The 20,773-nt window shown below is 36.2% G+C and carries 15 protein-coding genes; 11 read left to right on the top strand and 4 right to left on the bottom strand.

What is annotated here, in order from left to right; all coding sequences use genetic code 11:
* Positions 1 to 671 precede the first annotated feature (671 nt).
* The 7 genes from ACTYA4_RS14740 (at position 672) to ACTYA4_RS14770 (ending at position 12,009) form a co-directional block, all read left to right on the top strand.
* Positions 672 to 1,586, top strand: a complete 915-nt coding sequence (locus ACTYA4_RS14740) for an ABC transporter permease (RefSeq protein WP_443481347.1) — start codon at positions 672 to 674, stop codon at positions 1,584 to 1,586.
* Positions 1,587 to 1,599: 13 nt separating this feature from the next.
* A complete protein-coding gene (locus ACTYA4_RS14745; protein ID WP_443481309.1) occupies positions 1,600 to 2,481 on the top strand; it encodes a carbohydrate ABC transporter permease in 882 nt (293 codons plus the stop codon).
* 267 nt (positions 2,482 to 2,748) lie between these two features.
* Positions 2,749 to 4,356: an ABC transporter substrate-binding protein gene (locus ACTYA4_RS14750; RefSeq protein ID WP_443481308.1), complete on the top strand. Its 1,608-nt coding sequence runs from the start codon at positions 2,749 to 2,751 to the stop codon at positions 4,354 to 4,356.
* Between the two features lie 273 nt (positions 4,357 to 4,629).
* Positions 4,630 to 6,105, top strand: coding sequence for a glycoside hydrolase family 32 protein (locus ACTYA4_RS14755; RefSeq protein WP_443481307.1), 1,476 nt, complete (start codon positions 4,630 to 4,632; stop codon positions 6,103 to 6,105).
* Between the two features lie 450 nt (positions 6,106 to 6,555).
* Positions 6,556 to 7,434: a radical SAM/SPASM domain-containing protein gene (locus tag ACTYA4_RS14760; RefSeq protein ID WP_443481306.1), complete on the top strand. Its 879-nt coding sequence runs from the start codon at positions 6,556 to 6,558 to the stop codon at positions 7,432 to 7,434.
* A gap of 1,057 nt (positions 7,435 to 8,491) precedes the next feature.
* Positions 8,492 to 11,035: a glycoside hydrolase family 31 protein gene (locus tag ACTYA4_RS14765; protein ID WP_445505703.1), complete on the top strand. Its 2,544-nt coding sequence runs from the start codon at positions 8,492 to 8,494 to the stop codon at positions 11,033 to 11,035.
* Positions 11,036 to 11,166: 131 nt separating this feature from the next.
* Positions 11,167 to 12,009 carry a peptidylprolyl isomerase gene (locus ACTYA4_RS14770; RefSeq protein ID WP_443481304.1) on the top strand — a complete coding sequence of 281 codons (843 nt, stop codon included), beginning with the start codon at positions 11,167 to 11,169 and terminating at the stop codon, positions 12,007 to 12,009.
* A gap of 396 nt (positions 12,010 to 12,405) precedes the next feature.
* Here ACTYA4_RS14770 and ACTYA4_RS14775 read toward each other — a convergent pair whose 3' ends face one another.
* Positions 12,406 to 12,831, bottom strand: coding sequence for a YhfM domain-containing protein (locus ACTYA4_RS14775; RefSeq protein ID WP_443481303.1), 426 nt, complete (start codon positions 12,829 to 12,831; stop codon positions 12,406 to 12,408).
* Between the two features lie 54 nt (positions 12,832 to 12,885).
* Entirely contained in the window at positions 12,886 to 12,990 is a 105-nt protein-coding gene (locus ACTYA4_RS14780; protein ID WP_443481346.1) for a topoisomerase DNA-binding C4 zinc finger domain-containing protein, read from the bottom strand.
* A 479-nt stretch (positions 12,991 to 13,469) separates the two neighbouring features.
* Between ACTYA4_RS14780 and ACTYA4_RS14785 the strand changes: the two genes are divergently transcribed.
* The 4 genes from ACTYA4_RS14785 (at position 13,470) to ACTYA4_RS14800 (ending at position 19,783) form a co-directional block, all read left to right on the top strand.
* Positions 13,470 to 15,611 carry a TerB N-terminal domain-containing protein gene (locus ACTYA4_RS14785; RefSeq protein ID WP_443481302.1) on the top strand — a complete coding sequence of 714 codons (2,142 nt, stop codon included), beginning with the start codon at positions 13,470 to 13,472 and terminating at the stop codon, positions 15,609 to 15,611.
* On the top strand, positions 15,601 to 16,914 hold the full coding sequence (locus tag ACTYA4_RS14790; protein WP_443481301.1) for an ATP-binding protein: 1,314 nt from the start codon (positions 15,601 to 15,603) through the stop codon (positions 16,912 to 16,914). The genes ACTYA4_RS14785 and ACTYA4_RS14790 overlap by 11 nt, the downstream gene beginning before the upstream one ends.
* Before the next feature lie 6 nt (positions 16,915 to 16,920).
* Positions 16,921 to 19,047, top strand: coding sequence for a DEAD/DEAH box helicase (locus ACTYA4_RS14795; RefSeq protein ID WP_443481300.1), 2,127 nt, complete (start codon positions 16,921 to 16,923; stop codon positions 19,045 to 19,047).
* A gap of 253 nt (positions 19,048 to 19,300) precedes the next feature.
* Positions 19,301 to 19,783 (top strand): hypothetical protein, encoded by a 483-nt coding sequence (locus ACTYA4_RS14800; RefSeq protein ID WP_443481299.1) that lies wholly within the window; start codon positions 19,301 to 19,303, stop codon positions 19,781 to 19,783.
* 210 nt (positions 19,784 to 19,993) lie between these two features.
* Here ACTYA4_RS14800 and ACTYA4_RS14805 read toward each other — a convergent pair whose 3' ends face one another.
* Both ACTYA4_RS14805 and ACTYA4_RS14810 read right to left on the bottom strand, forming a co-directional pair.
* On the bottom strand, positions 19,994 to 20,323 hold the full coding sequence (locus tag ACTYA4_RS14805) for a hypothetical protein (protein ID WP_443481298.1): 330 nt from the start codon (positions 20,321 to 20,323) through the stop codon (positions 19,994 to 19,996).
* Positions 20,320 to 20,619, bottom strand: a complete 300-nt coding sequence (locus ACTYA4_RS14810) for a hypothetical protein (RefSeq protein ID WP_443481297.1) — start codon at positions 20,617 to 20,619, stop codon at positions 20,320 to 20,322. Before ACTYA4_RS14810 ends, ACTYA4_RS14805 begins: the two co-directional genes overlap by 4 nt.
* Between the last annotated feature and the right edge of the window lie 154 nt (positions 20,620 to 20,773).

Consider the following 20,773-nt stretch of genomic DNA (forward strand, 5'->3'; position numbering starts at 1 on the left):
TCTCTGATAAAAGGGGTTTTCCGAAGCTTATCACTCACTTTCCGCGGACGAACTGGCATGCCTCCTCGCTCGTACCTCACTGCAAGGTCTTTCCAGCCCGTTTTTTCGCTGGTGTCTCGCAAATTTCTTTCCAAAATCAACATTATCGTTTAACAGAGCCACTATTTTAAAATAAGGATGTGTTCAAATTCTATTGTTGATTTTGGGTACTAGGTTGATTGGAGCGGAAGGCGTGAGACTCCTGCGGGATAAGCGAGTCAAAGGGAGACCCCACAGGAGCAAAGCGACGAGGAGGCTCCCGGACCGCCCGCGGAAAGCGAACGCCTGAAGCGGAAATCAACAGAGTCTTTTTTTATCCGAAAATTTTAAACAAACGAAACCAAATATATTGAAATCTTCTAATATTGGAATTTGTTATATTTAAAGCAGAAAGAAACTTGCTAGCAGTTTATCAAAAATAGTCTAATTATATGATGATACACAAGCATTTTTTATTAAAGTAAATTGTAATCGCTTACAAAATACCAACTGTGTAGCATATTGGAAATTGGCCATTCCAATTTATCATAGGACTATTAAAAAATCATTTCTAATTTGAAGATAGGAGGGAGAGGCAGTTGGATCCATTAATAGAGATTCCAAAAGAAGAAACAGCTACTCAATCAAAAACGATTAAAAAATTCAAAAAGAACTTGGCGTATATAAGAAATAATTATTTTCTATATCTGCTGATTGCGCCAGCCGTAATCTTAACGATCGTATTTAAGTATATTCCAATGTATGGAGCAATAATTGCATTTAAAGATTTTAGTCCAATAAAAGGGATAACAGGAAGCGAGTGGGTCGGTTTAAAGCATTTTGTGAAATTTTTATCCTCCCCAAACTTTGAAACCATTTTTATGAGTACACTGAAACTAAGTTTATTTGGGCTTATTCTTAGTTTTCCTATTCCAATTATTCTAGCATTAATGATCAACCAAGTACGTAGAGCTTCTATTAAGAAGAACTTGCAGCTTGTATTGTATGCCCCAAACTTTATTTCGGTAGTAGTTATTGTCGGAATGCTGTTTATCTTTTTATCGCCAACAGGACCAATTAACAGCTTAATCAGCTATTTTACAGGAAAGCCGCTCATGTTTATGGCAGAGCCGGAATATTTCCGATCCATCTATATTCTTTCTGGAATATGGCAGACAGCAGGATGGTCTTCCATCATTTATGTAGCAGCACTGGCGAATGTAGATCCTGAACTTCATCATGCAGCGACTATTGACGGAGCAAGCTTGCTGCAGCGTATTATTCATATCGATTTGCCCGCGCTTAAGCCGCTGATGGCAGTACTATTTATCCTAGGTGCAGGAAGCATTATGGCAATTGGTTTTGAAAAAGCCTATTTAATGCAAACATCGATGAACATCCCAACATCGGAAATTATTCCTACCTATGTATATAAAATCGGGCTGCAGGCAGGAGATTATTCTTTCTCATCTGCTGTAGGATTATTCAACTCTGTTATTAACGTCATCTTGCTTATAATCGTGAATGCTATTGTAAAAAGACTAAATGAAGGAGAAGGATTGTATTAAGGAGGAAAAAAAGATGCATATAAAGCATACTGGATTTGATCGATTTATTATTACCTTAAACAGCATCCTATTATGTTTAGCTGTACTCGTTGTACTTGTTCCATTAGTTTATGTGACGATCGCTTCGTTTATGGATCCCACTGTCTTGCTCAATAAAGGACTTTCCATAAAGCCTTCTGATTGGAGCTTAGAAGGATACAAATTAATCTTGTCAAACGATGCGATGATCCGGGGGTTTTTTAACGCCATTCTCTATTCGGTTGGATTTGCAGTTGTAACGGTGGTTGTTTCGATCTTTGCTGCATATCCATTATCCATCGATGGTTTTGTCGGCAAAGGATTTTTCATGACCATGTTCATCATCACGATGTTTTTTAGCGGCGGGCTAGTTCCAACGTATTTAATTGTAAAAGATTTAGGAATGCTCAATACAATCTGGGCAATTATTATTCCTGGAGCAGTGAATGTGTGGAATATTATTCTCGCAAAAACTTATTTCAAAGGACTTCCATATGAGCTGCATGAAGCTGCGAAAGTGGACGGTGCCAATGATTTGCTGATTTTCTTTAAAATTGTTCTGCCTCTTTCCAAACCAATTATATTCGTATTAGCGTTGTATGCTTTTGTCGCACAATGGAATTCTTACTTTGATGCAATGATTTATTTAGAAGATCCGAATCTACAGCCGCTGCAGCTTGTATTGCGGTCCATATTAATTCAAAACCAAGCAGATCCTGGCATGATTAGCGATCAATTAGCGATGGCAGAATTGAAAAGGCTTTCAGAGATGATTAAATATGCAGCAATTGTTATTTCCAGCTTACCATTAATAGTTATGTATCCATTCTTCCAGAAATATTTTGAAAAAGGAGTAATGGTAGGTTCTTTAAAATAAATGATATTTACTAATAGCTTATTGGATTTTTATGAAATTCAAAGCAGCTATCAATTAAATAAAAAGGCTGTTTCCTCAAAGTTTGTTGTTTTTATATAAAACTTAGCAGCCTGCATACACGTAGACTCCTGTGGGAATGCGAGAAAGACGAGACCCCGCAGGAGCGTATGCGACGAGGAGGCTCGACGCTCGCTAAACGGACGAAGTGTATGCAGGCTGCGGTTTAAAAGCGAATAGCCAATAAAAAAAGATGGGAGATCACTATTTATGAAAAAATTTAATAAAGTGATGCTGACTGCATTTGCATCAGTATTGTTAACAGCAGGATGTTCAGATAAAAATGAAAGCGCTTCAAATGACTATAAACTATCAAATGTCGAATTTCCGTTAAAAGAAGAAGTAACATTGAACTTTATGACACAAAGTTCTCCATTAGCTCCAAAAGATCCTAATGATAAATTAATTTTTAAAAGATTAGAAGAACAAACAGGAGTCCATATTAATTGGAAAAACTATACAAATGAGTCGTTTGTAGAAAAAAGAAATATTGCGATCGCCAGTGGAGATCTACCTGATGCCATATTTGATGCTGGATACGGAGACTATGATTTATTAAAATTGGCAAAAGACGGGGTTATTGTTCCTGTTGAAGATTTAATTGAAGATCATATGCCGAATTTGAAAAAAGTATTAGAGGAAGCACCAGAATATAAAGCAATGCTGACAGCTCCTGATGGCCATATTTATTCCTTCCCGTGGATTGAGGAACTCGGCACAGGAAAAGAAGCGATTCAAGCAGTTGACTGCTTCCCTTGGATTAACAAAGAGTGGCTCGATAAATTAGGGCTGAAAATGCCAAAAACAACCGAAGAGTTAAAAACAGTATTAAAAGCATTTAAAACACAAGATCCAAATGGAAACGGCAAAGCAGACGAAATTCCAATGTCCTTTAGAATCAATGGCGGCGGTGAAGATTTAGCATTCTTATTTGGATCATTTGGATTAGGGGACAACTGGGATCATACGGTTGTCACAAATGATGGAAAAGTTGTCTATACACCAGCAGAGGAAGGATACAACGAAGCAATCAAATTCTTTAATGAGCTATACAAGGAAGGATTAATTGATGTAGAGGCATTCGACCAAGACTGGAATACGTATCTTGCAAAAGGAAAAGACAACCGCTACGGCCTTTACTTTACTTGGGATAAAGCGAACATTACAGGCATGAATGATAAATACGATTTAATGGGTCCGCTAAAAGGTCCAGATGGACAAATAAACGTAGCAAGAACAAATGGAGTGGGCTTTGACCGCGGAAGAATGGTCATTACTTCTGAGAATAAAAACTTGGAGCTAACAGCTAAATGGATCGACCAATTATATGATCCACTTCAATCAGTACAGAACAACTGGGGAACATATGGTGATGATAAACAGCAAAATATTTTTGAATTGGATAAAGAAGCAGGCATGTTAAAGCACTTGCCATTGGAAGGAACTGCACCAGTTGAATTAAGACAAAAAACTAGTGTGAACGGTCCGTTGGCAATCCTAGATGAATATTACGGAAAAGTAACAACAAAACCAGATGATGCTGCATGGAGATTAGATTTAATGAAAAAAGTGATGGTTCCATATATGAAAGCAGATAATAATTATCCGAAAGTATTCTTCTCATTACAAGAATTAGATAAGCTTACTTCTATTGAAACAGATTTAAGTGCATTTGTTAATAGAAAACGTGCTGAATGGATTACAAATGGCAAAGTAGAAGAAGAGTGGAATGATTATTTAAAAGAGTTGGACCGTCTTGGTTTACAAGAATGGTTAAAAATTAAACAGGGTGGATACGATCGATTTCATGCTCAATAAGTAAAAGGAGAGAGCTGTATAAAGTGTGCAGCTCTCTGGTTATGGAGATTAAATATATCTTTAGGCTATGTTAAAGCTCATTGTTAATTTTGGCACGATGTTGATCTTCGTTCCAGGCGTGAGACTCCTGCGGGAAAAGCGAGTCAGAGGGAGACCCCACAGGCGCACAGCGCCGAGGAGGCTCCCGAACCGCCCGCGGAAGGCGAACGCCTGAAGCGGAAATCAACAGGCAAGTTTAACAGAGCCTATCTTTAAAAAAGGAGTGTGTTTATCATGTTAAAAGGATATACAGAAAAATTCCGACCTCAATTTCATTATTCCCCAAAAGAGTGGTGGCTGAATGACCCAAATGGACTCGTTTATTTTAAGGGAGAGTATCATTTGTTTTATCAACACCATCCGGCAGGTAGGAAATGGGGGCCAATGCACTGGGGGCACGCTGTAAGCAAAGATTTAATCCAGTGGGAGGAGCTTCCGATCGCCCTTTATCCCGATGAATATGGAGCGATATTTTCAGGAAGTGCAGTAGTGGATTGGCATAATACAACCGGTTTTTTTCCAGATGAACCAGGGCTTGTAGCAATTTATACAAACCATAGCATGTATCCGGGTTCAGACCGCCCTTTCCAAAGACAAAGCATTGCATATAGCAAGGATAAAGGGAGAACATGGGAAAAGTATGTAGGAAATCCTGTATTAACAGATGAAAGCATTACCGACTTCCGCGACCCTAAAGTATTTTGGCATGATGAAACAAAGAAGTGGGTGATGATTTTAGCAACAGATCAGACTGTTACCTTCTATACGTCACCTAATTTAAAAGAGTGGGAGTATGCAAGTGAGTTTGGAAAATCAGCCGGCGCACATTTTGCTTTTTGGGAATGCCCTGATCTTTTTAAGTTATCAGTGGATGGAGATCCAGCAAAAGAAAAATGGGTGATGATTGTCAGTATTGGCGATAATCCAAATGAAAAAGAAGGGTCGAGAACTCAATATTTTATTGGCAGTTTTGATGGAAAAACATTTAAAAATGATCATGCAGATGAAACGATTCTTTGGTTGGATTACGGCAGAGATAACTATGCAGGCGTCAGCTGGTCAGACATACCGAGCAGCGATGGAAGAAGAATTTATATAGGATGGATGAATAATTGGCGCTATGCTAACTATTTGCCAACAGAAAAATGGAGAGGCGTCATGACACTGCCTAGAGAGCTGCAGCTAGTTTCAACAGAAGAAGGAATTCGCCTTATACAGAAACCAGTGGCAGAGATTCAAAAGATAAAAAAAGAAAGAAGTTATGTTGTGAAAGATGCTCTGATTTCATCGAAGCCGCTTCCTATTGATTTAAATCATTCATTACTAGAATTAAATATAGAATTTGAAAGTATTAATTCTAGTAAATTTGGAATAGAGCTTTATTATAATGAGCAGGAAAAAACAATTATTTATTATGATACGCATAAAAATATATTGTTTGTAGATCGAACAGAATCGGGAGAAAGTGATTTTTCAGATTCATTTTCCACTGTTCAAGAAGCCCCATTAAAAAATAAACATAATCGAGTAAAACTTCAATTATTTATAGATATATCGTCAATAGAGGTATTTGCCAACGATGGTGAAGCTGCCATTACAAGTTTAGTGTACCCAAAGAATGAGATAAAAAAAGCTATCTTGTTCTCTGTAAACGGAGAGACAAAAGTACCTTATTTAGAATGTATGGAGTTGGATTCTATATGGAAATAAGTGTGATTTTTATTTGGAATTAGTGCCTGTCCCCAATGTCATCAACTTAAGATTCTATAAATTGTAAACTCTATTTATGGGACACCCTTTATGTAAAAGAAATACCCAATTTGTTTGGAGAGGCGTCCGCTCGACTCCTACGGGATTAGCGAGAAAGACGAGACCCCACAGGAGCAAAGCGACGAGGAGGCTCGGCGCTCGCCCCGTGGAAAGCGAGCGGTAAGCCTCGGAGAACAGAACCGAAACCCTTACTTCCTAATCAGATACGTATTTTCCAGTTTTTTGAAACTTAGCTTGATGACATTGTGCTTGCCCTCAACTGAATAGAAAATGGTAATATTATTTTCCTTGAATAAGCATGTTTCCATTTATGAAAAAGTATGCTGTAATAAGGGATAGAACAATATTTTTATCCTGTTCTAAGTAGTGAGAGAATTGAGGGATTTGTGGTTGAAAAAGTTTAAGAAGTTTTACTTAGAGATTACTAGTGTATGTAATCTCGCATGCAGCTTCTGTCCACCGACAGAACGACAGAAGCAATTTATTTCTGTAGAGGATTTTTCTAAGAGATTAGACCAAATTAAACCGCATACAGACTACATTTATTTACATGTTAAAGGGGAGCCGCTGCTCCATCCTAAAATAGACCAATTGTTAGACTTAAGTCATGAAAAAGGGTTTAAAGTTAATATTACAACAAATGGAACATTAATTAATAAAAAGAAGGAAAAAATATTAAATAAACCTGCAATAAGACAGATGAACTTTTCTCTTCACAGCTTTGATGGCCATGCCGGCTCTACTGATAAGGAAGGATATGTGAGGAGTATACTTTCTTTTATTAAAGAAGCAACGAGTCAATCAGATATGATTGTTTCGCTGAGACTATGGAATCTCACGCAAGACAATGCGACGAATCTGGAAAGACAACGAAACAGACAATTGTTGGAAATTATTGAAAAAGAATTTGATTTAGACTATAAAATTGAAGAAAAAGTCACACCAGGAAGCGGCATAAAAATTGCAGACCGCATCTTCATTAATCAAGATTACGAGTTTCAATGGCCAGCGCTGCATGAAGAAGAGGATGACGGGAAAGGCTTCTGTTATGGCCTTCGAAATCAAGCAGGTATACTAGCAAACGGAACAGTTATCCCTTGCTGCTTAGATGGAGAGGGAGTCATCAACCTTGGAAATATTAATGATGCCTCATTTTCTGATATTATCGAAGGGGATAGAGCAAAAAACCTTGTAGATGGATTTTCACGAAGAGTGGCAGTAGAAGAACTATGCAGGAAATGCGGATATCGCAAAAGATTTGGAAAATAGACAGGATTGAGTAGTTAGATAGATTTATTTCAACCGATACGATTCAAAACAAAAGCGATGAGAAACCACTCTCATCGCTTTTGTTTATTTCACGGAGGCTTAAATGAAAAAACACATTCCTTGCTTTTGGTAGAAGATCAAGGAGAGAGAGAAAGATGGCTAAAGTGAATGCTTGTCATCAGTCGAAGTTTGTTTTATTTTGTCGGTTATTTCCCGAGAAATCAAAGACTAGTTATCAGCTATTTCACTACTTTTATTAAATGTTATCATTTTCTAAAATAATATTACAATTTTCGACTACAATTGATCATTCTCTATTTAGCCTAATTTAATGTTCTTATTTTGAATTTCAGTGGAAGGTGCATTATTTCGATGGAAAACAAAAAAAAAATCCCACCCTATAAGGATCTATATAAAAGCAACTGTATAAATCCTTTGTTTTCTATTAATTCCTTTTTAAGGGAAAAATATTTTTTTGGTGCCCTATTTCAATTATTAAACAATAAATAAGAGGTTGATATTCTAGAGTAACAGCTAGTAGAGCATAAAGTCCTTTAGTGCTCATGCTCTATATTTTTTCTATGAGTATTCATTTATTGAGTTAATTTAATCGTTTCTTTTTCTATAGAAAAAGGAACAGAATATGAGATGAAGTCAATATCTACGCTGTTTTATTCATCATTCAAGGATGGTAGAAAATATGTTTTTCCAATTTTGAGAGCGTGTTCAAAGAATCATAGGAGTTTTTTCCGATTGTTCCAATTTATTAGAATTGTTACTTTGAAGATGAGCAAAAGAGAACCGGTTCCATTTGGGTAAAGATCATTAGAGTGGGGGAATATAAAAAATCAATTTTGTGTTATCGATCTAGATTTATGAGCTTGCTCGTTTTTAAATCAAAATAGAGAGGGGAAAATTTATGAAACTAAAAAAGAAGAAATTAAAGAAAAAGTATACCGCTATGGCACTTGCTGCTTCAGTAGTTGCAAGTGGAACGATTACACCTCTAATTCCTAAAGCAGCGGCTGCAGAGTGGGTACATGAACCCGGAGCCCAAATGTGGGAAGGGAAGATGGTTGATGAGAACGGCAATGTGCAATTTGTGCATCCGGAAAGACCGCTAGATAAAAGCAATCTGCAAAAGCCAATGACGGTGCAAGGAATGGAAAAGCTTAATAATGGAGTTAAACTGAATTTGGGACAACAGGACGCTTATATCCGCTTGTTATCTCCTGATATGTCTAAAGTATCCATTTTAAATAAAGGCGATAAAGAATTTAACTCTGTGAGCATCGCCAAAACCAAATGGGACACTCCAAAGTTCCGAATCAAAGAAGACAACCAAAAGATTCTTTTGGTTTCAGAGAGCTTAACCGTTGATATTCAGAAGAGTCCGTTTGCGGTCAAATATTTGGACAAATCCGGAAATGTGATTAATGAAGATGGTAATCAAGGTGTTGGCTACGAAAACGGAAAGCCATACATATTTAAGAAAACGGATAAGGATGAAGCTTTCTACGGCTTCGGTCAGAAATTGGACGGATTAAACCATCGAGGCCAGGACATTCGAGTGTTTAACCGAGAAAATGATCAGACTCCAACATCACAATATACGTTTTCATCCTTTCCGTTTTTTATTGGTTTAAAAGGAGATAAAGCGTACGGAATGTTCTTCGATAATACATATCGTTCCTATTATAATATGGCAAAAGAAAGCGACGATTACTATTACTTCTGGGCTGATGGTGGAAAACTGACATATTATTTCATTAATGGACCAGAGATCAAAGACGTTGTAGACCGTTATACTGATTTAACAGGAAAGATGCAAATGCCTCCAGAATGGGCGATGGGTTTCCATCAATCGGCTTGGGGCTATCATCAAAAAGACGTGGAGCAAGTAGCTAAAATGTATCGAGAAAAGAATATTCCAATCGATGGTGTAATGCTTGATATCGAATGGATGGACGACTATAAAGACTTTATGTGGGGCTCCAAATTCCCTGATCCAGATGGAATGCATAAACGATTGCACGATTCAGGCTTCCATTCTACAGCAATCATCGATCCGGCTATTCGTGTTCCTGATCCTGGCCAACCGGAATACTTCTATTACACCGATGGAACGCAGAAAGATCTTTGGGTTAAAAATGCTGATGGCACGGACTATTTGGGTAAAGTTTGGCCTTGGGGAGTACCATCGAAATCCGTATTCCCGAATTTCTTGCAGCAGAAAACCCGCGATTGGTGGGCTCAGCAGCACTCAACGATGTTTGATAGAGGTGTAGACGGCATTTGGAATGATATGAATGAACCGGCTAATTTTAGTACGAAAGACTATTGGTCTTTACCGTTAGATACTGTTTTTGAAACAGACGAAGGCGTAAGAATGACGCATGAAGAAGCTCATAACATTTATGCGCATACTGAGGCACAAGCTACAGATGAGGCATTCAACACCTTAAAGCCAAACACTCGTCCGTTTATTTTGACACGTGCCTCATTTGCGGGATCCCAGCGTTACGCAACAGCTACATGGACTGGTGATAACTGGAGCAGATGGGAATTCTTAAGAGCATCGATTTTCCAAGACATGAATGTCGGTTTGGCAGGTTTCCCAATGGTCGGAAACGATATTGGCGGATTTGCGAAAAATCCTTATATAGGAGCTGTCCCTACACCAGAATTGTTTGCACGCTGGGTTGAGGTAGGTGCTTTTTATCCATTCTCTCGCGACCACTACAATAATGATGGAAAAAGTCCTATGGAGACAGACGCTAATCATAGTTTAGCTTGGCAAAGACAAGAGCCATGGCAGTTTGGCAAAGAAGTAGAGGACATCAGCCGTAAATACATTAATATGCGTTATGAATTGATGCCTTACCTGTATAACGCGTTCCAACGTGCACATGAAGAGGCAAGTCCAATTATGCAGCCGCTTGTATACCAATTCCAAGAGGATGCAAAAACACATAATATCCAAGATCAATTTTTGTTCGGCGATTCGCTTATGATGGCACCGATTGTCTATCAAGGTGCAACGTCCCGTGACTTATACTTGCCAGCAGGCGTAAAATGGGTAGACTATTGGACAGGCGAGGAGTTTGAAGGCGGACAAACAATTAAAAAAGAAGCCGATCTTGCAACTCTTCCAATCTACGTGAAGAAAGACTCGATTATTCCGCGCCGCGAAGTTCAGCAGCACACTGGTGAAAAACCGCTTACGAACTTGACGCTCGACACGTATCTAGAAAATGAAGCAATGTACAGCTTCTATGAAGACGATGCCAACACAGAGGATTACACAAGAGGCGAATACAATGTGACAAAATTTGAAGTAGAAAAGAAACGCAACAAGATTACATTCAAACAAAAACAAGAAGTAAAGAACTACAAAGATTCTAAAATTGAGCAGTATACATTGAAATTAAATAATGCAGAAAAACCTTCAAAAATTAAAGCTGGCCGCAATAAGTATCAAGAAGTCGGTTCATTAGCTGACACGCAAGGAAAAACAAATACCTACTTCTATGATGCAAACACAAAAGTACTTTATGTAAGCATCCCAGCTGATGAGAAAAAAGAAGTTCAAATTCGTTAATTTACAATCAGCATAGGTTGAAGAGGGGACTAATGAAATATTAGTTCCTTCTTCATTTGAAGCTGTAAATTAATCTGAAGAAAAGAGTTTAACAACAATAATGTAATTATACAATTAGGAGTGTTTTATAGATGAAAAAATGGTTGGCAACCCTTGGATTAGCAGCTGGAGTTCTTTCTCTTTCAGCGTGTAGCGCTAGCAACTCAGATACGATCGTTCAATCAAAGGCAGGTAACATAACGGAAGAGGAATTTTACAACGAATTAAAGGATAAGGCTGGTTCCCAAGTTTTGAAACAAATGGTTAGCATGATGCTTCTTGAAGAAAAATATAAAGTGACAGATCAAGAAATTAAAGACAAAATAGCAGATTTTAAAAAACAATCCGGAGGTGAGGAGGTCTTTAAACAGCAACTCAAGCAAAATGGGTTCAAGGATGAAAAGGAATTGAAAAAGTATGTGAAACAAGAATTGTTGGCAGAAAAAGCAGCAATAGACGGGGTGAAAATTTCCGAAAATGATGTAAAAAAAGAATTCGAGAACAAGTATAAAGAGGAAATAAAAGCAAGTCATATTCTTGTCGCAGACGAAAAAACTGCGAAGGAAGTAAAGGTAAAGCTTGATAAAGGAGAAGACTTTGCCAGTCTTGCAAACGGCTATTCCATCGATACAGGTACGAAAGCGAATGGCGGCGACCTTGGCTACTTTGTCAAAGGAAAAATGGTCCCTGAATTTGATGCCGCTGCATTTTCACTTAAAATCAACCAAATCAGTGGCCCAATAAAAACACAATATGGTTATCATATTATTAAAGTAACAGATAAGAAAACAAACAAATTAGAAGACAAAAAAGCGGAAATTGAAAAGGAACTAAAATTAGCAAAAGCACAGCCGCTTGATGCAACTATTTCAAAGCTTCAAAAAGAAGCAGACGTTACAATTGAAGATAAAGAGTTAGAAGATGTATTGAAGTAACTACTTTAAGTATGCTTATGTAAATAGGTTTAAATGACGAAATAGTCAATGTGTTTTGATTTTCATCGAAATACATTGGCTGTTTTTTTTGGCATGTTGAGGGAACCACTGATGCTACTGAGGATTTTATTGTTATTGATGAAATTCATTCTTTTATTAAATGGTAAAGGAATGTGATTAGCCTAATGATTTTCCTGAAAATACAACGGCAAAAAACGGTTTGAACCATTTGAAGATATGCGGTTGCTAACAAGAGAATATAAAGCGATTATCTTTTGCAACAGCAGAGGAGCTGTCGAAGAAACAACAGTTCACCAAGACTTTTATACAGAAATGGGGTCTGACCCCAGGTAAGTCTAAATACTAGTACGGATCCTCTATGTGCGTTACGTCCTTCTACTCGGTTACATATTTATTTAAGTCTTCGATAAGATTATTAGGCAATGTGTAAAGGGTATTTGTGTCTTTATCATTCATAATCGAGCCAGAATCAGAATTTAGCCATAATGAATATGTAAAAATCTCGTTATCTTCAAATGCGATGGTGAGAAGATAGTCAGGTGCGGCAACATTGACAATGCCGCTAACTTTTTTCGCTTTATTAATCGCATTAACAAATGTTTGTAGTTCGACTTTATCTTCTTGTTTATAAGATATTTGTGATAATTTAGTATCGTTCGTATCTTCACCAATTTTTGTAATAGTAGCACTTTCAATCACTTTTCCATCTAATTTAGTACTGTCGTTATTGCATCCGATTAACGACAGTATTAACAGTGTGGTTATGATGAATAAACTGAATTTCCGTATGAATGATAACAATTTAATTTGCCTCCTTATTCATTAACTTCTAGTATTTATTTTGAAACGGGAATTCTAAACAGCCTTCGTAAATCGGCACTTCGGAAACCCACTGCATCCAGTAAATGCCCCATTTTTTCCTTTTCTTACTATTAATTGACTTCCACAGCGAGGGCAAATATTCCTTTTTACCTTTTGTTTATTTCATCCTTTACCATATTTGTGGTTCTATTGTAACAAATAATATTGATAATTTTACCTTTAGTTAGTTAAAATTTACTGTAAAATGGTGTGGGTTTTAAGTAATTACCCTAGTCATCCTGCCAAAAATAGTTAATAATAGAACTAACAGCAAACGTTAAGGAATGATCAAAATGATAGTCTACGAAGCTACGAAATCAGAATTTTTGGGAGGTTTGTTTCATGATGAATAAGTAAATAATATATGCACGAACTATCAAAGCAGCAAAAACTAGCAGATGAAATAATCTGTAGTACATACAGGACTTTTATGACAAGAGGACAAAAAGTCTGCTTTATTTATTATACAGATCCAAACTTAGACTAATATATACAGGATAGACATCGAATAAGCAATCCACATTTTCAAGAAAATGAATTTATTACGATAAAGAAAAAATAATTGAGGAGTGTACATAATGGTTGCAAATCTAATAAAAGGACAAAAAGTGGATATTACGAAAACGAATCCTTATCTAAATAAATTAATAATAGATGTTAGCTGGAATGGGTCGAACGGAGTAGAATTGGATGCTTCTGCTTTTATGCTTGGAGAAAATGGGAAAGTATTAAGAGAAGAAGATTTTGTTTTCTACGGAAATGATGTATCAAAGTGCCAATCTGTATCGATGCGACAATCCTCCTCTCAAACAACGAATCAACAACTAGACATTCACCTGCAGCAAGTACCCAACGATATACATACCATTTCTTTTTGTTTAACGGTCTATCAATCGGAAGAAAGAAACCATTATTTCCGTGATGTTTCGCAAATGATAATAGGTGCATATGACGGATTAAGTCAGCGGCCATTCTTTCAATTTCCTTTGGATTTTTCTTTAGATAAAGAAAGTGCTATTGTTTTAGGTTCTCTCTATCGCCATAATGGACAATGGAAATTTCATGCGGTTGGCAGTGGCTTTTTTGGTGGACTAGCCGCATTATGTGAGGATTTTGGCATAGAGGTAGCGGAAGAACAGCCTATAGTAGAAGAACAAGAAGAGATAGAAGAGCTGCCGTTCGAGACAAATAATCTGGATAAATATGACCATTTGCAAACACCAAGAGAAATTCTAGTGATGATTGAAAAGTTAAAAATGCCGAAAAAAGCAGGAAGTAATTCCTTTTTTTCCTATGAAGTGTATTCTTCTCATTCGAAATTTATGGAAGATTCCATTAAATATGCAAATGTAAAGGGATCGCCATGTAAAGAAATACCTTTTCAAACCTATTGGGCAACTTTTAATGAGTTAAATCCTAATCAATTAAAATGGTATTTATTTTGGAGAGAAGAAGCGGCAAAAGGAAATTACATGGAAGTAGATTTAAGCTATATTTTTCTTTTTGCCTATGAATTAATTAATTACACCTATCATCAAAGTGCTTCTTTTAATATAAAAATGCTGATACGTCTTTATGAACATTATATAGACATGTATGAAAAACTAGAAAACTGTTTACCACGATGGATTGCCGATATGCTGTATGAATTAGAAGAAATAGATTTAGCCAAAGAATGGGATCAGCAAACAACAAAAGTGCCAAATCTTTATGGGAAAATTAAATATAATAAACATTCCCTTGAACAAATAACGATTCCTGCTTGGAAGCCGTATATTCGCAATTACCGGGAAACGATTTTTTTTCAGGCACATAAAAACAAAGTGTATAAAATCTTCAAAGAAAATATGCATTTAATAGAAGAGCATGTTCAAAGCAGTGGCAGAGAATTAGAAGATTACTGGTTTGAAAGAAAACAAACAAGGGATGTAAGAAACCTGTTTACTAGTGCAGTAATTGGGAGAGAAGTAAATCCTATTCATGTGTATTACCAACAGTATAAAGAAACCGAGAATTTATATAAAGAAGTAACTAATATTTTCCGACTTTCTGAAAATATTGCTCGAAAATTAAATGGCGAATCAAAAGAAATTAAAGTGGAGCTCGAGGTATTGCCGCCTGATATGAAACACATGATGTTAAATAAATATCAGCACTCTTCTTCACCGATTAACAGGTTCCAAGTAGTTCAAGAGAAGGAGGCTACAAATAAAGGCAGCAAAATTCCTCCTAAGCCAGAACAAAAAGAAGTTGAAAGAGAGTCTAAATTCAGTCTGAATTTAGATACAAATAGAATTAAAGAATTAAATCAACAAAGCACAAGATTGCAAAATATCTTTGAAGAACGAGCAAGTACATATAGAGAAGATCGTTCCCAGTCATTCTCATCTATAATGGGAAACACTATTAATCAAATGCATATAAGCATGCAGACCAATTATAGATCTAGCTTAGATCCTGATTTTATAACGGAGCTTTCTACGATGGAAAAAGAATTTCTACAGTTGTTTAAAAACGGGAAGCTATTACAGGAAGATGCAAAAGTATTCACGAAACAAAGAGGAATGATGCTTGGCATGTTTTTATCTTCTTTAAATGAAAAAGCGAATGAATTTTTAGAAGATAATTTGATAGAGGTTCAAGGGGACGAATTGGTTGTTTATGAAGAATTTGAACAAATAGTAGTAAAAGTAAAGGAGAATTCAGTGAATGAATATTAAAAAAAGAGATTCTACTGCTATTTTAAATGCATTATCTGGGGGAGTTGTTCCAAGCCGTGGACTACAATATATTATGGTTGGCCGGACAAAAGAAGCAGAGCAAATTTTAAAAGATTTACATAATGTGAAAAATGGTGCTTCGATGATTAAATTTTTTATCGGTGCTTTTGGAAGCGGAAAAAGCTTTATTCAAGCAATGATTGAGCAAATCGCCTTTGAAGAGAAATTTGTTGTTGCAAAGGCTGATTTTACGCCGGAAAGAAGATTGTATGGAAATGAAGAAAAGGCGGTTGCTCTTTATACAGAATTAATGAGAAATTTATCGATTGCTACCATGCCAGAGGGTGGTGCATTGGAAACAATCCTAGATAAGTGGATTAGTGAAATCCAAGCAAATATCGTGACAAAAAAAGGCTATCCATCCGTTCAATTTGAGAATCCTCAATTCGTCCAGGATGTGGAACAAGAAATGACGGCTGTTATCGTTAAAATGGATGAGTTAACAGGAGGCTATGATTTTGCCCGTATTCTAACGCTTTACTTTCGGGGCTTTGTGGAAGGCAATAATGAGCTGCAGCGGAAAGCATTACGTTGGCTAAGAGGAGAATACCGAACAAAAACAGAAGCACGCCAAGATTTAGGCGTTCGCGATATTATTCACGATCAAAACTACTACCATTATATAAAAGTAATGTCCCAGTTTGTGAAGCAGATTGGCTATTCAGGTCTCGTTGTGAATTTTGATGAAGCAATTAATTTATATAAAATTACGCATCTGCAAACGAGAGAAAAAAACTATGAAACGATATTAAAAATATACAATGATACATTACAAGGTTCAGTAGAAGGGCTGTATATTACCTTTGGAGGTACACCGGAGTTTTTAGAGGATGAAAGAAGAGGGTTGTTTAGTTATGGAGCGTTAAAAAGACGTCTCGAAGCTAATCGTTATGAAACAGAGGAGTACAGAGATTATTCACAGCCAGTGATTACATTGACACCATTAAAAATGGAAGAAACATATGTGCTTCTATTAAAATTACGGGACATTCACAGCATTCATTATGGATATAACAGTACAATAACAGATGAAGAAATGATGGTGTTTATGCAGCAGGAATACGACCGGCCAGGAGCTGCTCAATATTTAACTGCAGGGGATATTATTCGTTCCTTTTTAGGAGCCTTAACGATTCTTTATCAAAATCCAGACTATGATCGAAGTACTATTTTTGGTAAAAAAGAGCGGGAGGAGTCTTCCTCTGCATCGATTCAATCCCGTTTTTCTAGACTGGAGGGGTGATGTGGAATGAGTGCTTTTGAACAATTATCTCCTTCGATGCAAAAGAAAATATGGAGTATGAAATGGACAAATTTAACTCCCATTCAAGATCAAACCATCCCAGTTATTATGAATACAAATGATGATGTGATTGTATCCTCAGGAACTGCTTCTGGAAAAACGGAAGCAGCTTTTTTACCAATCCTTTCTTTGGTAGAAAAAGAAGCAGAGCATCATATAAAGGTTATGTATATTTCTCCATTAAAAGCGTTAATAAACAACCAATTTAATCGGATTGAAAAATTATGTGAATACTGCGACATTGCGATTCATCGCTGGCATGGAGATGTAGATGCACATAAAAAGAAAAAAATCATCAAAAGTCCAAGTGGCATTTTGCAAATTACGCCAGAATCAATCGAAAGCTTATTTGTGAATAGGACAAATCAAATAAAACAGATTTTTAAACAAATAAGTTTTATCGTAATTGATGAAATTCATTCTTTTATTGATACGGAAAGAGGGGTTCACCTACGTTCCTTATTATCCAGAATGGAACAGTATACAGAAACGGCTCCACGCATAATCGGTTTATCGGCAACGATTGATAATTTTGATTTAGTAAAAAAATGGGTCAATGCGAAAAATCCAAATAATGTAGAAATAGTGAAAGCTGAAGGAAATGATAAAGGAATGCAGTATAGCCTGATGCATTTTCCAGCAGATGAAAGCGGCAAAAAAACGGTAGAATTATTTGAAGATATGCGGTTATTAACAAGAGAATATAAAGCGATTATTTTTTGCAACAGCAGAGGAGCGGTCGAAGAAACAACGGTTCAATTAAATAAATTAGCAGCAAGAGAGGGAGTAGGGGAAACTTATCTTGCCCATCATTCTTCCATTGATAAAAAAGAAAGAGAATATGTAGAGAAAACGATGTCCGATACAAGATTGCCAAAGAGTGTTGTAGCCACTAGCTCTCTTGAATTAGGAATCGACATTGGTGATATAGATATTGTCATTCAAGAGGACAGCACTTTTACTGTCTCTTCCTTAAAACAACGATTAGGTAGATCAGGAAGAAATGCAGATTCTGACCATATGCTCCAGCTTTATACAACAAATGATGATAGCTTGCTGCAATCACTAGCTGTAATGGAGTTGGCAAAAGAAAAATGGATTGAACCGGCAACAGGGTATGAAGCCGCATATGATGTCCTTTTTCAGCAAATTATTTCGATTTGCCAAGAACATAACGGATTGATGTATACAGATATATTAGAAACACTAGAAAAGAACCATATCTTTATGGATTACGATACGATTGAGATACAAAAGTTAATAAATCATATGATTGAAAAAGATTATTTAGAGCTAATCAAGGGTTCCCATGAATTAATCGTTGGCATAGAGGGAGAAAGAATACTGCGAAGCCAAGATTTTTATTCCGTTTTTCAAACAGCCGAAGAATACGAAGTGCTAGAAGGGATCAAAAAAATCGGAAAGGTAGATAAAAGCGGCTTTTATAACATAGGGGACAACTTGATTCTGGCAGGTAAGCTCTGGAAGATCAAAGATATCGACGACGAAAGAAATAAAATATATGTAACCAAAGCAGTTGATGGGAAAAAGCCAGTCTATCAAGGTGGAGGAAGAGCCATCCATAAACGAATCGGCGAAAAAATGATGGAGATTCTTTGCTCAGAGAATCTATTTCCCTACGCAAATGAAGCAGCAAACATAGCACTAGCCGATATCCGAAAAAAATACCAGTTTGCGAACATTACTCCCAAGCAACGAGTGATATGGAGAGATAGACAATCTTATTTATTTGAAACATATACAGGAACAATTATTTCGCAAACATTGGTATGGATGCTCCGGTATTTTGGTGTAGACGTCGAAACAATTGATGGGATAGGAAGAATAACGTTCGCAACTAAAAAAGATATAGCTTCTACCCTCATGCAAATGAAGAACAAAGAATGGCAGCGAGATGAGCTAATTACATATACCTTTGCAGATGAAGAATTTACTTCTAAGTTCTCTGTTTATTTGAATGAAGAATTGCAGAGGAAGATGCATATGGAGAAGAGGATTGATATTGAAGGTGTATTGGAGTTCTTGCGGGAGTTTGAGGTAGTGGTTAAATAGAAGGGGTCTCCTTGAGAAACGAGTAATATACATTTAGTGTTCCTGTCTCTCAGTTGGAGAATAGAGTAAGCAGAAAATCAAATTCAAAGGATGCTAAAGTAATGTCTTATAAGGGATGGCATAAGTTATTACTTTAATAAATGGGAAAATCATTGTTAATGGGAGCATAGGTTAATTTAGTTTATTGTGAAGAAAGTAATCAGAATGACGAAAAATACAAAGAGGAAATTAGACAATTTTAGGCGGGATGAAAATGTTAATAAGAAACAAATTTTTTCTTTTTCTATCAATATCTATTTTTTTAGTTATATTAGCATTAGCAGTAATCCAAGTATTTCATTTGGATGAAAGCGAGTATGACGCATACCGAAATGGAGTAAATATTTCAGTAACAAACCTCTATAAATCAGAAACTCCAGAATTAGAATTATATCTAGAAGGTGAATATAATATTCCTTTAATCAAGTTTCCAAAGCTAAGAAATGGTGAAACTCTTTCCTATAATATCAAGTATGTACCACCCAATTCAGATTATAATGTGAGGGCTTCTTATAATAAAAATGGAAAGAAGTACACAGCATTTCTTGCATATATTGATGGTGGTATTAAAAAGACAGTTGTAGAAATAGATATCAACTCTTTAAACGGTGAAAAAATAGTTTATTCAGTAAAAAACTCGTATAGTTTAGCTGATCCAGGTGGAGAAAATAGGGAGTTTGAAGAGTTTAAAGAATAACCTGACAAAAAAAGAACGCTTTAGGAAAATTGAGGATGCTCTCCACCGTTTTCCTAAAACGTTCTTTTTCACATTGGTTTATCGTAAATAGAAGGTGAAGCCCGTGATAAGCTCAATTTTGTTATATAAAATGTAACAATATTTATTTATATATAAAGTACACTAATATAGTAGTAAATAGATCTAGGAACCTGAGTGACAGGTGGCTCTTTACATAACTTTGCCACCTATTCCTGTTGTTAATCCGACTTTAATGGTCCCTTTCATCACTTTATCCAAATGCCACCACCATTCGTCATTAGGCTGATTGGATAAGTTAAAATCATATGCTTTTTTAATATGTCGGTACATCTTGTGTACATTCTTGAATAGGTGTGCGTCATATTCAGCAAGAAGTTGTTGTTCTTCTAAGCTTAATTCATGAAACACCGTTTGAATTTCACTTCTATTGTGCAACATCTGTACACTTTCAAATGGACTGATTTCAAAATCGTTAACATCTTCACCGTAATTAAGAATATCCTGCATATACATACTCATTCCAATACCTCCCTTACTTTCCCTAAATATTTATAACCTTTATTTGGATGTAAATAATTTTTTGTATTATTACAATAAAAAGCAGTATCCACTATTCTGTTAGCACCAATAATCACGATCCAATAACCATCATCAAAAACAAAGTATTCCTGCTCAAAAGTTTGCAAGTGATAGAGATGAATGTCGTTATCAATATTATTCATTATATTCATAATCAAGTTGCTGTAGTCTTTAAGTTCCCAGTCAGCTGGTATTTTGTTTTCTGTTCTTTCGTTTATGAAAATGATAAGTATCACTTCTGGGTTTCCATTTTGGAACGCCGTTGCCAAAACCTTATAAAAATCTATAAAGTTTGTTTATTTCCCTGTTCTTCGTGTCCGATTTTGCCGAAGCTACTTTCGTTTGATATAACACTCCGAGGGCGTAAATTCGGATACAACGAATCCTACA

It is taken from the genome of Niallia yueguangensis (assembly GCF_052663115.1).

What these genes read in the sequence shown, in the direction of transcription:
- ACTYA4_RS14745 (WP_443481309.1), top strand. Translation starts at nt 1,600, where the DNA reads ATGCATATAAAGCATACTGGATTTGATCGATTTATTATTACCTTAAAC.
- ACTYA4_RS14750 (WP_443481308.1), top strand. Translation starts at nt 2,749, where the DNA reads ATGAAAAAATTTAATAAAGTGATGCTGACTGCATTTGCATCAGTATTG.
- ACTYA4_RS14755 (WP_443481307.1), top strand. Translation starts at nt 4,630, where the DNA reads ATGTTAAAAGGATATACAGAAAAATTCCGACCTCAATTTCATTATTCC.
- ACTYA4_RS14765 (WP_445505703.1), top strand. Translation starts at nt 8,492, where the DNA reads ATGTGGGAAGGGAAGATGGTTGATGAGAACGGCAATGTGCAATTTGTG.
- ACTYA4_RS14770 (WP_443481304.1), top strand. Translation starts at nt 11,167, where the DNA reads ATGAAAAAATGGTTGGCAACCCTTGGATTAGCAGCTGGAGTTCTTTCT.
- ACTYA4_RS14785 (WP_443481302.1), top strand. Translation starts at nt 13,470, where the DNA reads ATGGTTGCAAATCTAATAAAAGGACAAAAAGTGGATATTACGAAAACG.
- ACTYA4_RS14790 (WP_443481301.1), top strand. Translation starts at nt 15,601, where the DNA reads ATGAATATTAAAAAAAGAGATTCTACTGCTATTTTAAATGCATTATCT.
- ACTYA4_RS14795 (WP_443481300.1), top strand. Translation starts at nt 16,921, where the DNA reads ATGAGTGCTTTTGAACAATTATCTCCTTCGATGCAAAAGAAAATATGG.
- ACTYA4_RS14800 (WP_443481299.1), top strand. Translation starts at nt 19,301, where the DNA reads ATGTTAATAAGAAACAAATTTTTTCTTTTTCTATCAATATCTATTTTT.
- ACTYA4_RS14805 (WP_443481298.1), bottom strand. Translation starts at nt 20,323, where the DNA reads ATGAGTATGTATATGCAGGATATTCTTAATTACGGTGAAGATGTTAAC.